The 13,966-nt window shown below is 64.8% G+C and carries 10 protein-coding genes; 4 read left to right on the forward strand and 6 right to left on the reverse strand.

Translation table 11 applies throughout. From position 1 onward, the window contains the following. Positions 1-17 precede the first annotated feature (17 nt). The 6 genes from rsmA to lptF form a co-directional block, all read right to left on the reverse strand. Entirely contained in the window at positions 18-875 is an 858-nt protein-coding gene (gene rsmA / locus IVB46_RS13495; RefSeq protein ID WP_247311374.1) for a 16S rRNA (adenine(1518)-N(6)/adenine(1519)-N(6))-dimethyltransferase RsmA, read from the reverse strand. Continuing rightward, entirely contained in the window at positions 875-1,909 is a 1,035-nt protein-coding gene (gene pdxA / locus IVB46_RS13500; RefSeq protein WP_247311371.1) for a 4-hydroxythreonine-4-phosphate dehydrogenase PdxA, read from the reverse strand. The genes rsmA and pdxA overlap by 1 nt, the downstream gene beginning before the upstream one ends. Beyond that, on the reverse strand, positions 1,909-2,844 hold the full coding sequence (locus IVB46_RS13505) for a SurA N-terminal domain-containing protein (protein WP_247342955.1): 936 nt from the start codon (positions 2,842-2,844) through the stop codon (positions 1,909-1,911). The genes pdxA and IVB46_RS13505 overlap by 1 nt, the downstream gene beginning before the upstream one ends. Before the next feature lie 68 nt (positions 2,845-2,912). After that, entirely contained in the window at positions 2,913-5,399 is a 2,487-nt protein-coding gene (locus IVB46_RS13510) for an LPS-assembly protein LptD (protein WP_247311365.1), read from the reverse strand. Continuing rightward, positions 5,399-6,496, reverse strand: a complete 1,098-nt coding sequence (gene lptG / locus IVB46_RS13515; RefSeq protein ID WP_063983680.1) for an LPS export ABC transporter permease LptG — start codon at positions 6,494-6,496, stop codon at positions 5,399-5,401. The genes IVB46_RS13510 and lptG overlap by 1 nt, the downstream gene beginning before the upstream one ends. Then, the gene (gene lptF / locus IVB46_RS13520) at positions 6,493-7,662 is read right to left on the reverse strand and encodes an LPS export ABC transporter permease LptF (RefSeq protein WP_135215292.1); all 1,170 of its coding nucleotides are present in this window, start codon (positions 7,660-7,662) and stop codon (positions 6,493-6,495) included. Before lptF ends, lptG begins: the two co-directional genes overlap by 4 nt. Positions 7,663-8,003: 341 nt before the next feature. Here lptF and IVB46_RS13525 point away from each other — a divergent pair, with 341 nt between their 5' ends. The 4 genes from IVB46_RS13525 (at position 8,004) to IVB46_RS13540 (ending at position 13,948) form a co-directional block, all read left to right on the forward strand. Further along, positions 8,004-9,503 carry a leucyl aminopeptidase gene (locus IVB46_RS13525; protein ID WP_247311362.1) on the forward strand — a complete coding sequence of 500 codons (1,500 nt, stop codon included), beginning with the start codon at positions 8,004-8,006 and terminating at the stop codon, positions 9,501-9,503. Positions 9,504-9,509: 6 nt separating this feature from the next. Further along, positions 9,510-9,962, forward strand: a complete 453-nt coding sequence (locus IVB46_RS13530) for a DNA polymerase III subunit chi (protein ID WP_014495779.1) — start codon at positions 9,510-9,512, stop codon at positions 9,960-9,962. A 166-nt stretch (positions 9,963-10,128) separates the two neighbouring features. Next, positions 10,129-10,617: a hypothetical protein gene (locus IVB46_RS13535; protein WP_223153590.1), complete on the forward strand. Its 489-nt coding sequence runs from the start codon at positions 10,129-10,131 to the stop codon at positions 10,615-10,617. 481 nt (positions 10,618-11,098) lie between these two features. Continuing rightward, positions 11,099-13,948, forward strand: coding sequence for a calcium-binding protein (locus IVB46_RS13540; protein WP_247342958.1), 2,850 nt, complete (start codon positions 11,099-11,101; stop codon positions 13,946-13,948). Positions 13,949-13,966 lie beyond the last annotated feature (18 nt).

The following is a 13,966-nucleotide window of genomic DNA, read 5'->3' on the forward strand; positions in this document are numbered from 1 at the left end:
TTCCTCCGAAATTCCTGTTATCCAGCTTGCTTTCGTATATCCGCCAATTCACGCGCCATGGCAACAAAGCCTGATATCGGAATGGTCTCGGCACGCCGCGTCGCATCGACACCTGCGGCCGCGGCAAGGCGAGCGGGATCCGCTTGAAGTGATTTCAGGCTTTGCCGCAGCATTTTTCGGCGCTGCCCGAAAGCGGCGGCTGCGACCTGTTCGAGCAGCTTGCGATCGCAAGGCAGAGGCTCTGCGCGCGGCACCAGCCGCACGACGGAGGAGGTGACCTTCGGCGGCGGCACGAAGGCGGAGGGCGAAATGTCGAACAGGATCTTCGTCTCGCAGCGCCAGTTGGCGAGCACGCCGAGGCGGCCATAGGCCTCCTCGTCCTCGCGTGCCACGATGCGCTCGCCGACCTCGCGCTGGAACATCAGGACCATCATGTCGTACCAGGGCGGCCAGGGGTCGGTGGTGAGCCAGCCGATCAGGAGCTGGGTCGCGATGTTGTAAGGAAGGTTCGCGACGATCTTTGCTCTTTCGCCATTGAGCAGCGGACGCGGGTCGAAGGTCATGGCATCGCCATGCACGATCTCGAGCCTATCAGGGTAGCGCGCGGAAATGTCCTCCAACGCAGGGATCGCGCGCTCGTCATGCTCGATGGCGATGACGCGCTTGGCGCCGAGCGCGAGCAGCGCGCGCGTCAACCCGCCCGGGCCGGGACCGATCTCGACGATGGTGGAGTCCTCGAGCGGCGCGGCGGCACGCGCGATGCGCGCGGTGAGATTGAGGTCGAGCAGGAAGTTCTGCCCCAGCGATTTGCGTGCCGACAGTGCGTGCTGGCGAATGACCTCGCGAAGCGGCGGGAGGTCGTCGATCGCGCTCATCAGCTTTGCGCAGCCGCCATGCGGCTTGCGAGCTTGAGCGCAGCGATCAGGCTTGCCGGATTGGCCTTGGCCGTGCCGGCGATGTCGAAGGCGGTGCCGTGATCGGGCGAGGTGCGGATGAAGGGCAGGCCGAGCGTGACATTGACCGCGTCGTCGAAGGCGACCGTCTTGATCGGGATCAGCGCCTGGTCGTGGTACATGCAGACGGCGCAGTCATAGGTGCTTCGCGCGGCTTCGTGAAACATGGTGTCGGCAGGGAGCGGTCCCTTCGCCTCGATGCCGTCGCTACGCAACGCCTTGAGCGCTGGCGCGATCACGGTCTGCTCCTCGTGGCCTAGCGAGCCGTCCTCTCCGGCATGCGGATTGAGGCCGGAGATCGCGATGCGCGGCCTTTCGATGCCGAAGCGGGATTTCAGCTCGGTCGCGACGATGCGCACGGTCGAGACAATGAGCTCGCTGGTGAGCTGGGCCAGCGCATCGCGCAAGGAGACGTGGATGGTCACGGGCACCACGGCGAGCCGCGGCGACCACAGCATCATCACCGGCTGCGGCACGCGGCCGTTCTCTGCGGCGAGCTCGGCGAGGTATTCGGTGTGGCCGGGATGGCGGAAGCCTGAGCGGTAGAGCACGCTCTTGGCGATCGGGTTGGTGACGACGGCGCTGGCGCGGCCTTCACGGACGTCGGCGACCGCCTGCCGGATCGAGGCGAGCGCGGCCGGCGCGCTCGCGTCATCGGGCTTGCCGGGCTCGGCTGTTGCACTCTCGCCCGTTGCGACCACGGGCAGTGCCTCGGTGAACGCGGCTGCGGCCTCGCCGGCGCTTACCGAGGCAATCCGGATATCGGCGCCGAGGGCCTTGGCGCGGCGAGCGACGAAGGCCTCGTCGCCGAGCAGATAGAAGGCGGGCAGGTTCAGTTCGCGGCGTCTGAGCCAGGCTGCGATCGTGATGTCGGGGCCGATGCCGGCGGGCTCTCCCAGGGTCAGGGCGAGGGGCTTCGAAGGCTTGATGGAAGGTTCTAAGGCGAAGTTGGCCATCAGCGGTTGCGATATTCGATCATCGCCGCTTTCCGGAGATCATCGAGATAGGCCTTCTGGGTCTTCTCGTATTTCTCCGAATACATCTTCTCGCGGACCTCGCGCTTTTTCGGCGTGTCGATCATGGTCGGCTTGCGCGAGCACAGCACGACCATCTCGATGCCCGCCTTGGTGACCTCCGGCGCGGTCAGGTGGCCGATCTGGGTGTCGTCGAGCACCTTGCGAAGCGCCTCGGGCAGTTCCGCGGTGGTCTTGGTGACGGTGTCGCGGATGGTGGCGTTCGGCGTTGAGCGGAACAGCGAATTGGCTTCCTCGCAGCTTCCGACACGCGAGCGATAGGTCTCGGCTTCCTTCTGCCGCGTCTCCAGGAACGCCGGGGACGAGCCGCGCGGCACGATCAGCACGATCGGCTGCATCTTGTACTCGGTGCCCTCGATCTGGAGCTTGTCGCCGGTCTGGGCCTGCACGGCCTGCGCGACGTCGCGCTCGCCGACCATCAGCTTCTCCTTGAAGCGTCCGCGTACGAGGCTGGTCCAGACCATCTCGGCCTTCATGCGGCCCTTCAGCGTCTCGGGGCGGACGCCCTTGACCTCGAGCGACTTGGTGAGCTGATCCGGCGTGATGCGCATGCGCTGCGCCATGCCCTCGTAGGACTGGTTGATGTCGGAGATGCCGGGGTCGACGCCGTATTTCTTGCCTTCCTTGAGCTTCACCTTGTCGTCGATCAGCTCGTTGATGACGTCCTGGCGGCTCGGGGTCTTCTGCGTGGTCAGCTGGTCGAGCTTGGAGCGCTGCTCGATGTCGAAATCGGTGATCGGGTCGCCGTTGACCATCACGACGATGTTCTGCGCGCGCGACGGCGCGGGCAGGCCGGTGAGGATCAACCCGGCACCGATGGCGAGGAGGAGGCGAAAAACAGGCAATTGGATCGTCATGATTATCGCTCGCATGTCAGCCGGGATGAGCTCGCTCTCGGGAGAGCCCGGCCGTCATTTCAGACGGTTCATTGGTAGCCGGCGGACGAGCTGGACCCCGTCGAGGTCGCCAGCGTGCGCAGGCCGATCTGGAACATGAACGCGTGGTTCAGTACGGGCGGCGCCGTGCCCGCAGAGTAACTATACGAAGTTACATAGTTCACGCCGAGCACGAAGCAATCGTCGACATAGCCCGCTCCGAGCACATACTGGTTGATCTTGTTGGCCTCGAGGTCCCAGCGCGCCGAGCCGGTCACCACCCAATTGGCCGCGACCTTGATCGAGCCCGAGGTCAGGATGCCCTCGCGCCGCGTCAGATAGCCGAGCTCCGGCTGCTCGGCGTAATTGCCGTACATCATGCTGACCGACCAGCGATTGAAGTTGGCGCGGCCTTCCGCCTCGAAGCGCTGCACGTTCCAGGTCTGCTCGTCCATGCGGGAGCGGACGCTGAACGTGTAGGTGCTGTTGGGCGAGTAGCTGGCGCTCGCCACGTAATCCGAGCGCGGCTTGTCGAGGCCGGAATCAAGGCCGGTGTTGATGGTGTCCTGGACCGTGTAGGAGTTCAGGCCGAACAGCTGGTAGGACTGGCCGAACAGCACCTTGACGGCGCCGCCCTTGTCGAACTGCGTGGTGGACTGCACGCCGACATTGGCGCGGCCGCCGCCCTCGACGCGGTCGTAACCGGAGAACTTGTCGACGCTGAACAGGTTCGAGGTGTCGAACACCATGCTCTGGGCGTCCTCGTTCGGGAACTTGCCGGCATAGGGCTCGTTCGGCCGGATGATGACCTGCGCGATCGGCTCGATGGTGGTCGAGCCCCAGGGCTGAACGTTGATGAAGGGATAGCGGTATTCGAGGCCGACGGTCGGCATCAGGCGGAACGCCTGGGTGTCGCCGACCGGCAGGTAGTTCGACACGCCCGGCTGGTTGGAGATCGAGGCGTTGATCGCGTCGGCGCGGAGGCTGGCGAACGGTGTCCAGATCTCGCCGAACGGGTCGGTGTAGGACTTGCGCCACTGCGCTTCCGCCGTGAGGCGGGTGTAGGTGCCGGGGACGCCGCGCAGCAAGCACTGCGACGGCGTGCGCGCGAGCGGATCGGCCGACGTCGTCGTGCACAGGCTGGCGGTATTGGCGAGCGTGGTGATCGGATCGAACACCGCCGTGTCACGCGACAGGTTGGTGAAGTTGGTCTTGTAGCTGAACTCGCCGCCGAACACCGGATAGTTGAGCACGTTCGAATAGTCGATCACGGGATAGACGATCGGCACCTGGCTCTGGTTGCCCGAGTAGCTCAGCCAGTACATCGTGCGCGCATCGAAGAAGCTGCGATTGCCGACGCCGGTCAGATAGAGCTGCGACAATGCGTCGGTCGGCAGATACAGGAACGAGCCCAGCGGATCGCGGTATTGCGACAAGCGGTAGTCCGAGAAGAAGTAGTAGTCGGACATGACGACGCCGTCCCAGCCCCAGACCCACTTGTCGTTCAGCGCGAACTGACCCTTGGTGTCGACGGCGCCGCGGAACTGGCGGTCGCCGGGCTGGCCGGCGAGTGCGCCGGGGTCGAGTTGGTCGATGCCGTAGACTCGGATCTGGTAGGCGCCGTCCATCAGGCGCTGGCGGTACTCGGCCTGGAACAGCACGCCCTGCCGGGAGGTGATGCGCGGGCTGAAGGTCATGTCCATATCGGGCGCGATCGCCCAGTAGAACGGAACTTCGACGCCGTAGCCGAACGGCGTGTTCGACGTGAAGCCCGGCATCAGGAAGCCGGTCTTGCGCTTCACGGTCGGGTCGGGCGTCGAGAAATAGGGCATGTAGGCGATCGGCACGCCGAAGAATTCGAGCTGTGCCGTCTCGAAATACAGCATCTTCTCCTGCTGGTCGTGGATGATGCGCGCACCCTTGACCTGCCACAGCGGCGGCTTCTTCGGATCGTCCTTACACGGCGCGCAGGCCGTGTAGACGCCGTTCTCGAACACCGTGTAGTTGCCGCTGGAGCGGTCGGCGCGGCTCGCGGCCATGCGGGTCTGGTCGGCGGTGTCCACGCGCAGCGAATCGACGAAACCGTCGCGGTAGTCGTCGGAGAGATCCAGGATCTCGGCATAGGTGATCTTGCCGTCGGCATCCGTCATGCGGACGTTGCCTTCGGCATGCAGCCGCTTGGTCTTCTGGTCGTAGATGACCTTGTCGGCCTCGACGCTCGTGCCGTTGTAGAACAGCTGGACGTTACCGACCGCGGAGACGCGCGAATTGTTGTAGTCGTAGTCGACCTCGGTCGCCTGAACCAGCATCTGGTTGTCGTTGGCGACCTTCGGCGGCTTCGCGCGCGGCGGCAGCGGATTGTAGGTGAAGCTCTGAGCGGAGGCCGGCGTCACGGCGGCAATGTCGATCAGCCCGCCGAGCGACGCCACGGCGGCGACAGCCAGCAGGAGCCTGCGAATGGACAAGCCGCATCCGTTCGCGCGCACCACAGTACGCTGCGTCAAACGAGACACGAGCCCTCGATGGACGGCAGTCACTAACCGTCCTCCTGATACAACAAGGCCAAAAAGCCGGTGAGGCCGCCCACCACCGCGGGCAACCACGCCGCAGCGATCGGATGCATCAACTCAGCCTTGCTCAAGTCTTCAGTCACTTTCGACAAAACGTAGAGCAGAAAGCCTGCGCCCACGCCACTCAAAACCATCTTCTGCACGCCGCCCATCCGGAAGAAACGCAACGACACGGAAGCCGCCAGCATCACCATGGCGGCCAGCAAAAACGGCTGTGCCAGGAGCTTGTGATACTGGAGTCGATAGCCGGCTGTCGCGAAGCCCGAGCTCTCCGAGGAGCGGATGTAGCTCGGTAGTTGCCAAAAGGACACAGTCTCGGGTGTGGAAAAGCTGTTGCGGATCTGGGCTTCGGTCAGCGTCGTCGGAATCTCCAACGTCGCCTGGTCGATCGGCGGCGAATCCAGCGAGAAGCGGCGCACCGATTTGAACAGCCAGTGACCGGACTCCAGCGCCGCCTCGCGCGCCTCGATCCGCTCCTTGAAATGCCAGTCAGTATCGAATCGGAACAGGGTCAGGCCGGTCAGCCGGACGCCCTGCTGTTCGCTGCGCGCCGCATTGATGATGACCTGGCCGTCATTGGTGACCTGGTTGAGCCAGAAGCCGGAGGCGTCCTGGATGCCGCCGCCGGGGGCCGAGCCGAACAGCTCGGCTTCCATGCGCTTGGACAGCTCGCGCAGGTTCGCCGACATCGGATTGTAGGCGACGGTCGCGATCACCCCGATCAGGAGCGCGCTGCCGAGAGCCGGCGAGATGAATTGCCATGCGGAGATGCCGGCGGCGCGCGCGACCACGAGCTCGAGCCTGCGGGAGAGGGCGAGATAGCAGGTCATGGCGCCGATCAGCATGCAGAACGGCGTCAGCTTCTCGAGCAATTGCGGGACCCGGAACAGCGAGGTCTCGGCCACCATGATCGCGGAGGCGGATGCGAGTCCTGAGGTCTTGCGCACCATCTCAATGTAGTCGACCAGCACCAGCAGCAGGAAGATGCCCGCGAACACGCCGAGCGCCGCGACGACGAAGCGTCCGGCGAAATAGCGCCCGAGGGTGTTGGTGAGCATGCTCATGCGGCGGCCGGCCGTCTGAACAGCCGCGCGATGCGCGCGTTCGACCTGTTGATGGCCTCCATGAGGCGGGGCGGCGGCTCGACCACGATGCCGCCGATGATCAACCACAGCCCGACGCCGATGGCGCCAAGGACCATCGCGTACTGGAACAGCACCGGGCCAGGCGACTTTACCGCCATCACCGAGCAGGCGAATCCTGCCATGCGCAGGCCGAACACGGCGATCACCGAGCCGCCGATCGAGAAGTTGCGGCTTTGGCGCGTGGTGCGCGGCGCGCCGAGGAAGGCGAAGGTCAGCACGGCAAAGGCGAAGGGATAGATCGGCGCCAGCAGGCTGTCGTGCAGAGCCGAGCGGAACTGGCCGGGAATCTGCTTGTAGACCGGATCGTCCTCGGACGGGGAGAACAGCTCCCAGAGATAGCGCTCGCGGATGCCGAGGGTGACGTCGTGACCCTGGCCCGAGAATTTCGACATGTCGAAGCCGTAGCGGCCGAACGCCACCAGCGCGGGATCGCGCTTGCCGGCCTCGAAGCGCTGCAGATTACCGTCCTTGAGCACCAGGAACGAGCCGTTGTCGTTCTTCACGACCTCGCCATGCTCGGCGACGATCGAGACGCGCTCGTTGGGATCGCGGCGATCGTCGATGAAGATCCCGGCGAGGATGCCACCGGGCTGGCGTTCGCGGATCCGGATCGTCAGGTTCTTGTCGAGCTGGGCGAAGCGGCCGGGCTGGAGGATGTTGGTGAGCACGTCGGCGGTGATCTCGGCGTCCCACTGCTTGATCCGCCGCATGCCGTCGGGGGCGAGATAGGCCGCGATGAAGGCGACCAGCAGCGCCACGACACAGGTGGCGTAGAAGAACGGATAGAACAGCCGGAACGGCGAGAAGCCGGCGGCATTCATCACGATGATCTCGGAATCGGTCGCGAGCTTGTTCAGCGTGTGCGAGATCGCGATCATCAGCGCGATCGGCGAGATGATCAGGACCAGTGCCGGCACGACGAGGCTGGTGATGCCGAGGAAGGTCAGGATGGTCTGACCCTGGCTCGTCATCAGGTCGATGCCGCGCAACGCCTGCGTAATCCAGATCACGCCGGTGAGGCTGACCAGGACCAGCGCAAACGACGCCAGCGTCGTGCGGAAGATATACCTATCGATTGACCCCATGCGCTACCGCACGAATCCCCACCAGCGCCCCAATGCAGGCCGGAAGTCCGGCTGCCCAACCAATCCCCGATCAGGGGATCCCCAAGGTCGGCCAACCACCTCTACCACCGGCTTACTCTCTCACTACCATCCCTTTGATCCATCAACAAAATGGCTGCCCCGTGGCGCCGTCAATATATGGTTAATATTTCCCTCGTTGTGGCCCGGCGGCCACGGGGGTGCTTGGCAGCCACCGCGCCAGTGGCCCATAGTGGGGAAAGTCCAGTGAATCGTCGTTCAGCTCCGGCCCGTGGCCGGGTCCGCCCAGCGACGAAAAGCCCGATGTTTTGAAGGAGTTACCCATGTCCGATGCCATCAAGGTCGGCTTTGTCCCGCTGTCTGCTGCCGCCCGTGGCATTCTGGTCGTGTTCTGCGACGACACTCTGAAGCTCGGCCCGGCGACGGCCAAGGCGCTCGGCGGCGCCACTGAGCTGGTCAAGCGGGCGGCCTCCGCCGCCGGCTTCAAGGGCAAAAGCGGCGCCGCGCTGGACGTCCTGGCACCGGAGGGGCTGAAGGCCACCCGCCTGGTCGTGATCGGCGCCGGCAAGGCGGCGAGCCTGAAGGCGAACGACTTCCTCAAATTCGGCGGCGTGGCGGCGGGCAAGCTTTCGGCCGCGGCCGCTGCCATGACCATCATCGCGGAACTTCCTGATGGCGCCATGACCAGCGAGCAGGCGGTTGCGATCGCCTCGGGCCTGCGGCTGCGCGCCTACAAGTTCGATCGCTACAAGACGAAAAAGAAAGACGGCGAGGAGGGCGGCTTGCGCGCCGACGTCTCGCTTGCGGTCGGCGATGCCACCGCGGCGAAGAAGGCGTTTGCCTCGGCCGGCCATGTCGTCGACGGCGTGATCATCGCGCGCGATCTCGTCAACGAGCCGCCGAACGTGCTTTTCCCCGAGGAGTTCGCGCGCCGCGCGGGCCTGCTCCGCAAGCTCGGCGTCAAGGTCGAGGTGCTCGACGTCAGGGCGATGGACAAGCTCGGCATGGGCGCACTGCTCGGCGTCGGCCAGGGCTCGTCGCGGCCGAGCCGCACCGTGATCATGCGCTGGGACGGCGGCAAGAAGGGCGAGGCTCCGGTCGCCTTCGTCGGCAAGGGCGTCTGCTTCGACACCGGCGGCATTTCGATCAAGCCGGCCGGCAGCATGGAGGACATGAAGGGCGACATGGGCGGTGCCGCCTGCGTCGTCGGCCTGATGCACGCGCTCGCCGCGCGCAAGGCCAAGGCCAACGTGGTCGGCGCCATCGGTCTCGTCGAGAACATGCCCGACGGCAATGCGCAGCGGCCGGGTGACATCGTCACTTCGATGTCGGGCCAGACCATCGAGATCATCAACACCGACGCCGAAGGCCGCCTCGTGCTGGCGGACGTGCTCTGGTACGTCGCGAAAAAGACCAAGCCGAAATTCATGGTGGATCTGGCGACGCTGACCGGCGCGATCATGGTCGCGCTCGGCACCGAGCATGCCGGCATGTTCTCCAACAATGACGAGCTCGCCGACCGTCTGCTCGCGGCCGGCATCGAGAGCGGGGAGAAGGTCTGGCGCATGCCGCTCGGCCCCGAATACGACAAGCTGATCGATTCCCAGTTCGCCGACATGAAGAACACCGGCGGCCGCCATGGCGGCTCGATCACTGCGGCGCAGTTCCTCCAGCGCTTCGTCGACGGCACGCCCTGGGCGCATCTCGACATCGCTGGTACCGCGATGGGGGCGCCGAAGACCGACATCAACCAGAGCTGGGGAAGCGGCTACGGTGTCCGTTTGCTCGACCGTCTGGTCGCCGACCACTACGAGCGCAAATGATCTGAGATGACCGAAGTCCTTTTCTACCATCTGCAAAACATGACGGTGGAGAACGTGTTGCCGCCGCTTCTCGAGAAGTCGCTCGAGCGCGGCTGGCGCGTCGTGGTGCAGTCGACCTCGCCGGAGCGCGCCGATGCGCTCGACGCGCATTTATGGACCTACCGCGACGATTCCTTCCTGCCGCACGCGACATGGCGCGTGAACGATGCCGCCGATCAGCCGATCGTGCTGGCGATCGAGGAGGACAATCCCAACGGCGCCAATGTCCGCTTCCTGGTCGACAACGCCGCGCTGCCGCAGGACGCGCAGGGCTATGAGCGCATGGTGCTGCTGTTCAACGGCGACGATCCGGACGCGCTGGCGTTTGCCCGGAGCGCCTGGACGGATTGCAAGGCGCGGGGATTTGATGTCACCTATTGGCAGGCCGACGAACGGGGCCGTTGGCAGCGCCGGAATTAGCGGTCGTTTGCAATTAATGATAATTTGCACTTTTCGGGCGATGCTGGCTTTTGTCACCTTCGTGCCGCAAAGTGATGTTGGGACAATCGCTTAGGGGCGGTCCTTCATGCGGGGAATTTAGTTTATCGTGCGACATCAAAAGCTTCCCAGCTCGCTCATAGTTGCGTTGGCTGCCGTAGCACCGCTGCTCGCGGGCTGCTCGGGGACCGACCTGTTGTCCAAGGATGCCCAGTGGTTCAACACGCCGAGCCGCCTGTTCATCAAGAGCATCTCAATCGAATCGCCACCGTTGACCCCCGACAAGCCCGTGACGGCCGAGGATCTGGTCAGCGCCGACGGCGCCTGTCCCGGCATGACGCCGCCCCCTGGGCCGGCTGACGCCAATGCTTCGACGACGGCGCCGGCGCCCATGGGCGGCACGGTCGCGCTCGGTCACACCGAATGCGATGTGGTGCGCGGCATCGGGGCGCCCTCGACCGTCAATCTCTCCAGTGACGCCGCCGGTCGGCGCGTTGCCGTGGTCACCTGGAGCACCGGTCCGCGCGCAGGCATCTACACCTTCACGTCCGGCCGTCTGTCCTCGATCGAGGGCACGCCGGAAGCGCCTGTCATGCCGAAGGCGACCAAGCAGAAGCCGAAGAAGAAGTCGGCGTAAGCCGAACTCTCGCGTCCCGGACGCGCTGCAGCGCCATCAGCGCGTCCACGCGCGTCTTCGACGCGCTATGCGCTGCTGCGCAGAGCCGGGACCTGGTCTCTCTCGATCCAGTCTCTCTCGATCATGAGCCCCGGCTCAGCAGCGCACCACTATCGTGCTGCGCTGTGTCCGGCGCACGAGAGCACCGATCGAATTCGCCATCTCATCAAAACGAATGCGTCGTCGCTTCGAGCTGTGGCTTCTGCGCGCGCAACAATGCGTTGGTGGGATTCGCGCGCCTTCGAAAGTCACGCTGCCGTTATACGTGATCGGCAATTCGTGATGTGAGAGCGTTTGCATCCGCTGTCGAAACCAGCCCGGAGGAAAACTGGAGGAAATCTCCAGAATAATCACGCGCGTCTAAAGCAGTGCTTCAAGTAAGACATCCGCACCACTGCTACGCATCGAGGGGAGGGGCTAGATCGATCGAAGGAATATTTGAATGTCTACTACCTCTGTTTTCTCCCCGGTTACGGGCCAGCTCACCATTTTCGGCGACAGCGCCAATAACGGCGTCGTGATCAGCCGCGACAAGTCGGGCCGCATTCTCATCAATAACGGGCAGGTGAAGACGATCGGTGGCGATCCCACTGTGGCCAACACCAATGAGATCGACATCTTCGGTCAGGGCGGCGACGACACGATCACCGTTAACGAATCCAACGGCCCGATGCCCGCGGTGCACATTTTCGGCGGCGACGGCAATGACAGGATCACGGGCGGCTCGGGTGCCGATTTGCTGTTTGGGCAGGCCGGCGACGACACGATCAAGGGCGGCGGCGGCAACGGTCTGCTGTTCGGCGGCGCGGGCAACGACACGCTGGACGGCGGCAGCGGCGACAACCAGTTGTTCGGCGAAGCGGGCAACGACCTCATGATCTGGAATCCGGGGGGCGGCACCAACCTGTTCGAGGGCGGTGACGGCAACGACACCGCGCAGGTCAACGGAAGCAATGACCCGGAGACGTTCACGATCACGGCGAACGGCACGCGCGTGCGATTCGACGGGACGGGCGCGGCGCCATTTTCGCTCGACATCGGCACGACGGAGAATCTCGTGCTGCACGCCGGCGGCGGCGACGACGTCATCACCGCAAGCAATGGACTCGCCAGCCTGATCTCGCTGACGCTCGACGGCGGCGCCGGCAACGACAGGATCACCGGAGGCGACGGCAACGACCTCCTGATCGGCGGCAGCGGCGACGACATCGTCAATGGCGGACGCGGCAACGACGTCGCGCAATTGGGGACGGGCGACGACACCTTCATCTGGAATCCCGGCGACGGCAGCGACACGGTCGAAGGCGGATCGGGCAACGACAAGCTTCTGTTCAACGGAGCCAACATCAACGAGACCATCGACATCTCGGCCAATGGTGGCCGGGTGCGCTTCACCCGCGACGTCGCCAACATCACGATGGACCTCAACAGCATCGAGCAGATCGAATTCGATGCACGCGGCGGCGCCGACAACATCACCGTCGGCGATCTCTCCGGGACCGGCGTCAAGCAGGTGCTGGTCGATCTCGGAGCCGTTCCCGGCGGCACGCAAGGCGACGGCGCGGCCGACACGGTGACCGTCAACGGCACTAACGGCGGCCAGCACATCGAGGTCACGTCCAACGGGACGACCGTGACGGTGACGGGCCTGCCCGAAGTCGTGACGATCGCGAATGCGGAAGCTGCCAACGACCGGCTGGTGATCCAGGCGCTCGGCGGCAACGACGTCATCGATGCATCGCTACTTGCTGCGGCGATTGGGCTGACCATCGACGGCGGCGCGGGCAACGATACCATCATCGGCAGTCAGGGCGCCGACACCCTGATCGGCGGCGACGGAAACGATAAGGTCACCGGTGGCCGCGGCAACGACGTCGCTCTTCTCGGCGCAGGCGACGACCTCTTCACGTGGAATCCCGGTGACGGTAGCGACACCGTCGAAGGTGGCGCGGGAACGGATACGCTGGTGTTCAACGGCTCCAATGTCGCGGAGAACATGTCGATCTCGGCGAATGGCGGCCGCGCGCTTCTCACCCGCGACGTCGGTGCCATCACCATGGATCTCAACGACGTAGAGCATGTGCAGATCGCTGCCGCCGGCGGCGCCGACAACATCACCGTCAACGATCTCTCCGGCACCGGCGTCACGCAGGTGGCGATCGACCTCAGTGCCGGCCCCGGCACCCAGAGTGGTGACGGTGCGGCAGATCGTGTGACCGTGAACGGCACCGCAGGCGATGACAACATCTCGGTCACGACCGCTGGCGGATCGATCGTTGTCAACGGCCTTGCGGCGCAGGTGACCATCGCTCACGCCGATGCCGGTGACGTCCTGACCGTCAACGGCAGAGGCGGTAACGACGTCATCAATGCCTCGTCCATCAAGGCGGGGCAGCCGTTCAGCCTCAACATCAACGGCGGTGACGGCAACGACACCATCACCGGCAGTGCCGGCAATGACATTGTGAACGGCGGCCGTGGCAACGACGTTGCCAATCTCGGCGCCGGCGATGATACCTTCGTCTGGAATCCCGGCGACGGCAGCGACATTGTCGAAGGCGGCAAGGGCACCGATACGCTGCTGTTCAACGGCGCCAACATCAACGAGAACATCAACATCTCGGCCAATGGCGGCCGGGTGCTGTTCACCCGCGATGTTGCTGCCATCGCGATGGACCTCAACGGCGTCGAGCATATCAACTTCAACGCCCTCGGTGGTGCCGACAACATCACGGTCGGCGACCTCTCCGGGACCGGCGTGAATCAGGTCAACCTCGACCTCGGCGCCAATGACGGCGCCGCGGATACGGTGACGATCAACGGAACCAGCGGCAGCGACGTCATCACGGTGACCGAGCACGACGGCATCATTACGGTGTCGGGGCTTGGCCAGGACATCAACATCACCGATGCCGGCACAGGCGACAGGATCGTGATCAACGGCCTCGATGGCGACGACGTCATCACGGCCTCCGGTCTGCACGGCGGCATCCAGCTCGTCGCCAATGGCGGCAATGGCGATGACGTCCTGATCGGCAGCCCCGGCAACGACACGCTCGCGGGCGGGGCGGGTGACGACGTGCTGATCGGTGGCGGCGGACAGGACGTCCTCGATGGTGGCCCCGGCAACAACGTCGTCATCAACGGGGGCGGGGCGATGGCGGCCGCGATGCTGCTCAACCAGGCCATGGCGGCGAACCTTATCCCGGCAGGTGACGGTCACGGCGAGATGCCATTGCCTGATCCGCACGCGGCGCAGAGCCAGACCCTCGCACCGCCGCAGCACGCCTGACACTTGGCTCCGGCCCGG

This window comes from Bradyrhizobium sp. 61, from assembly GCF_023073075.1.
Lineage (GTDB): Bacteria > Pseudomonadota > Alphaproteobacteria > Rhizobiales > Xanthobacteraceae > Bradyrhizobium > Bradyrhizobium barranii.

What these genes read in the sequence shown, in the direction of transcription:
- rsmA (WP_247311374.1), bottom strand. Translation starts at nt 875, where the DNA reads ATGAGCGCGATCGACGACCTCCCGCCGCTTCGCGAGGTCATTCGCCAG.
- pdxA (WP_247311371.1), bottom strand. Translation starts at nt 1,909, where the DNA reads ATGGCCAACTTCGCCTTAGAACCTTCCATCAAGCCTTCGAAGCCCCTC.
- IVB46_RS13505 (WP_247342955.1), bottom strand. Translation starts at nt 2,844, where the DNA reads ATGACGATCCAATTGCCTGTTTTTCGCCTCCTCCTCGCCATCGGTGCC.
- lptG (WP_063983680.1), bottom strand. Translation starts at nt 6,496, where the DNA reads ATGAGCATGCTCACCAACACCCTCGGGCGCTATTTCGCCGGACGCTTC.
- lptF (WP_135215292.1), bottom strand. Translation starts at nt 7,662, where the DNA reads ATGGGGTCAATCGATAGGTATATCTTCCGCACGACGCTGGCGTCGTTT.
- IVB46_RS13525 (WP_247311362.1), top strand. Translation starts at nt 8,004, where the DNA reads ATGTCCGATGCCATCAAGGTCGGCTTTGTCCCGCTGTCTGCTGCCGCC.
- IVB46_RS13530 (WP_014495779.1), top strand. Translation starts at nt 9,510, where the DNA reads ATGACCGAAGTCCTTTTCTACCATCTGCAAAACATGACGGTGGAGAAC.
- IVB46_RS13540 (WP_247342958.1), top strand. Translation starts at nt 11,099, where the DNA reads ATGTCTACTACCTCTGTTTTCTCCCCGGTTACGGGCCAGCTCACCATT.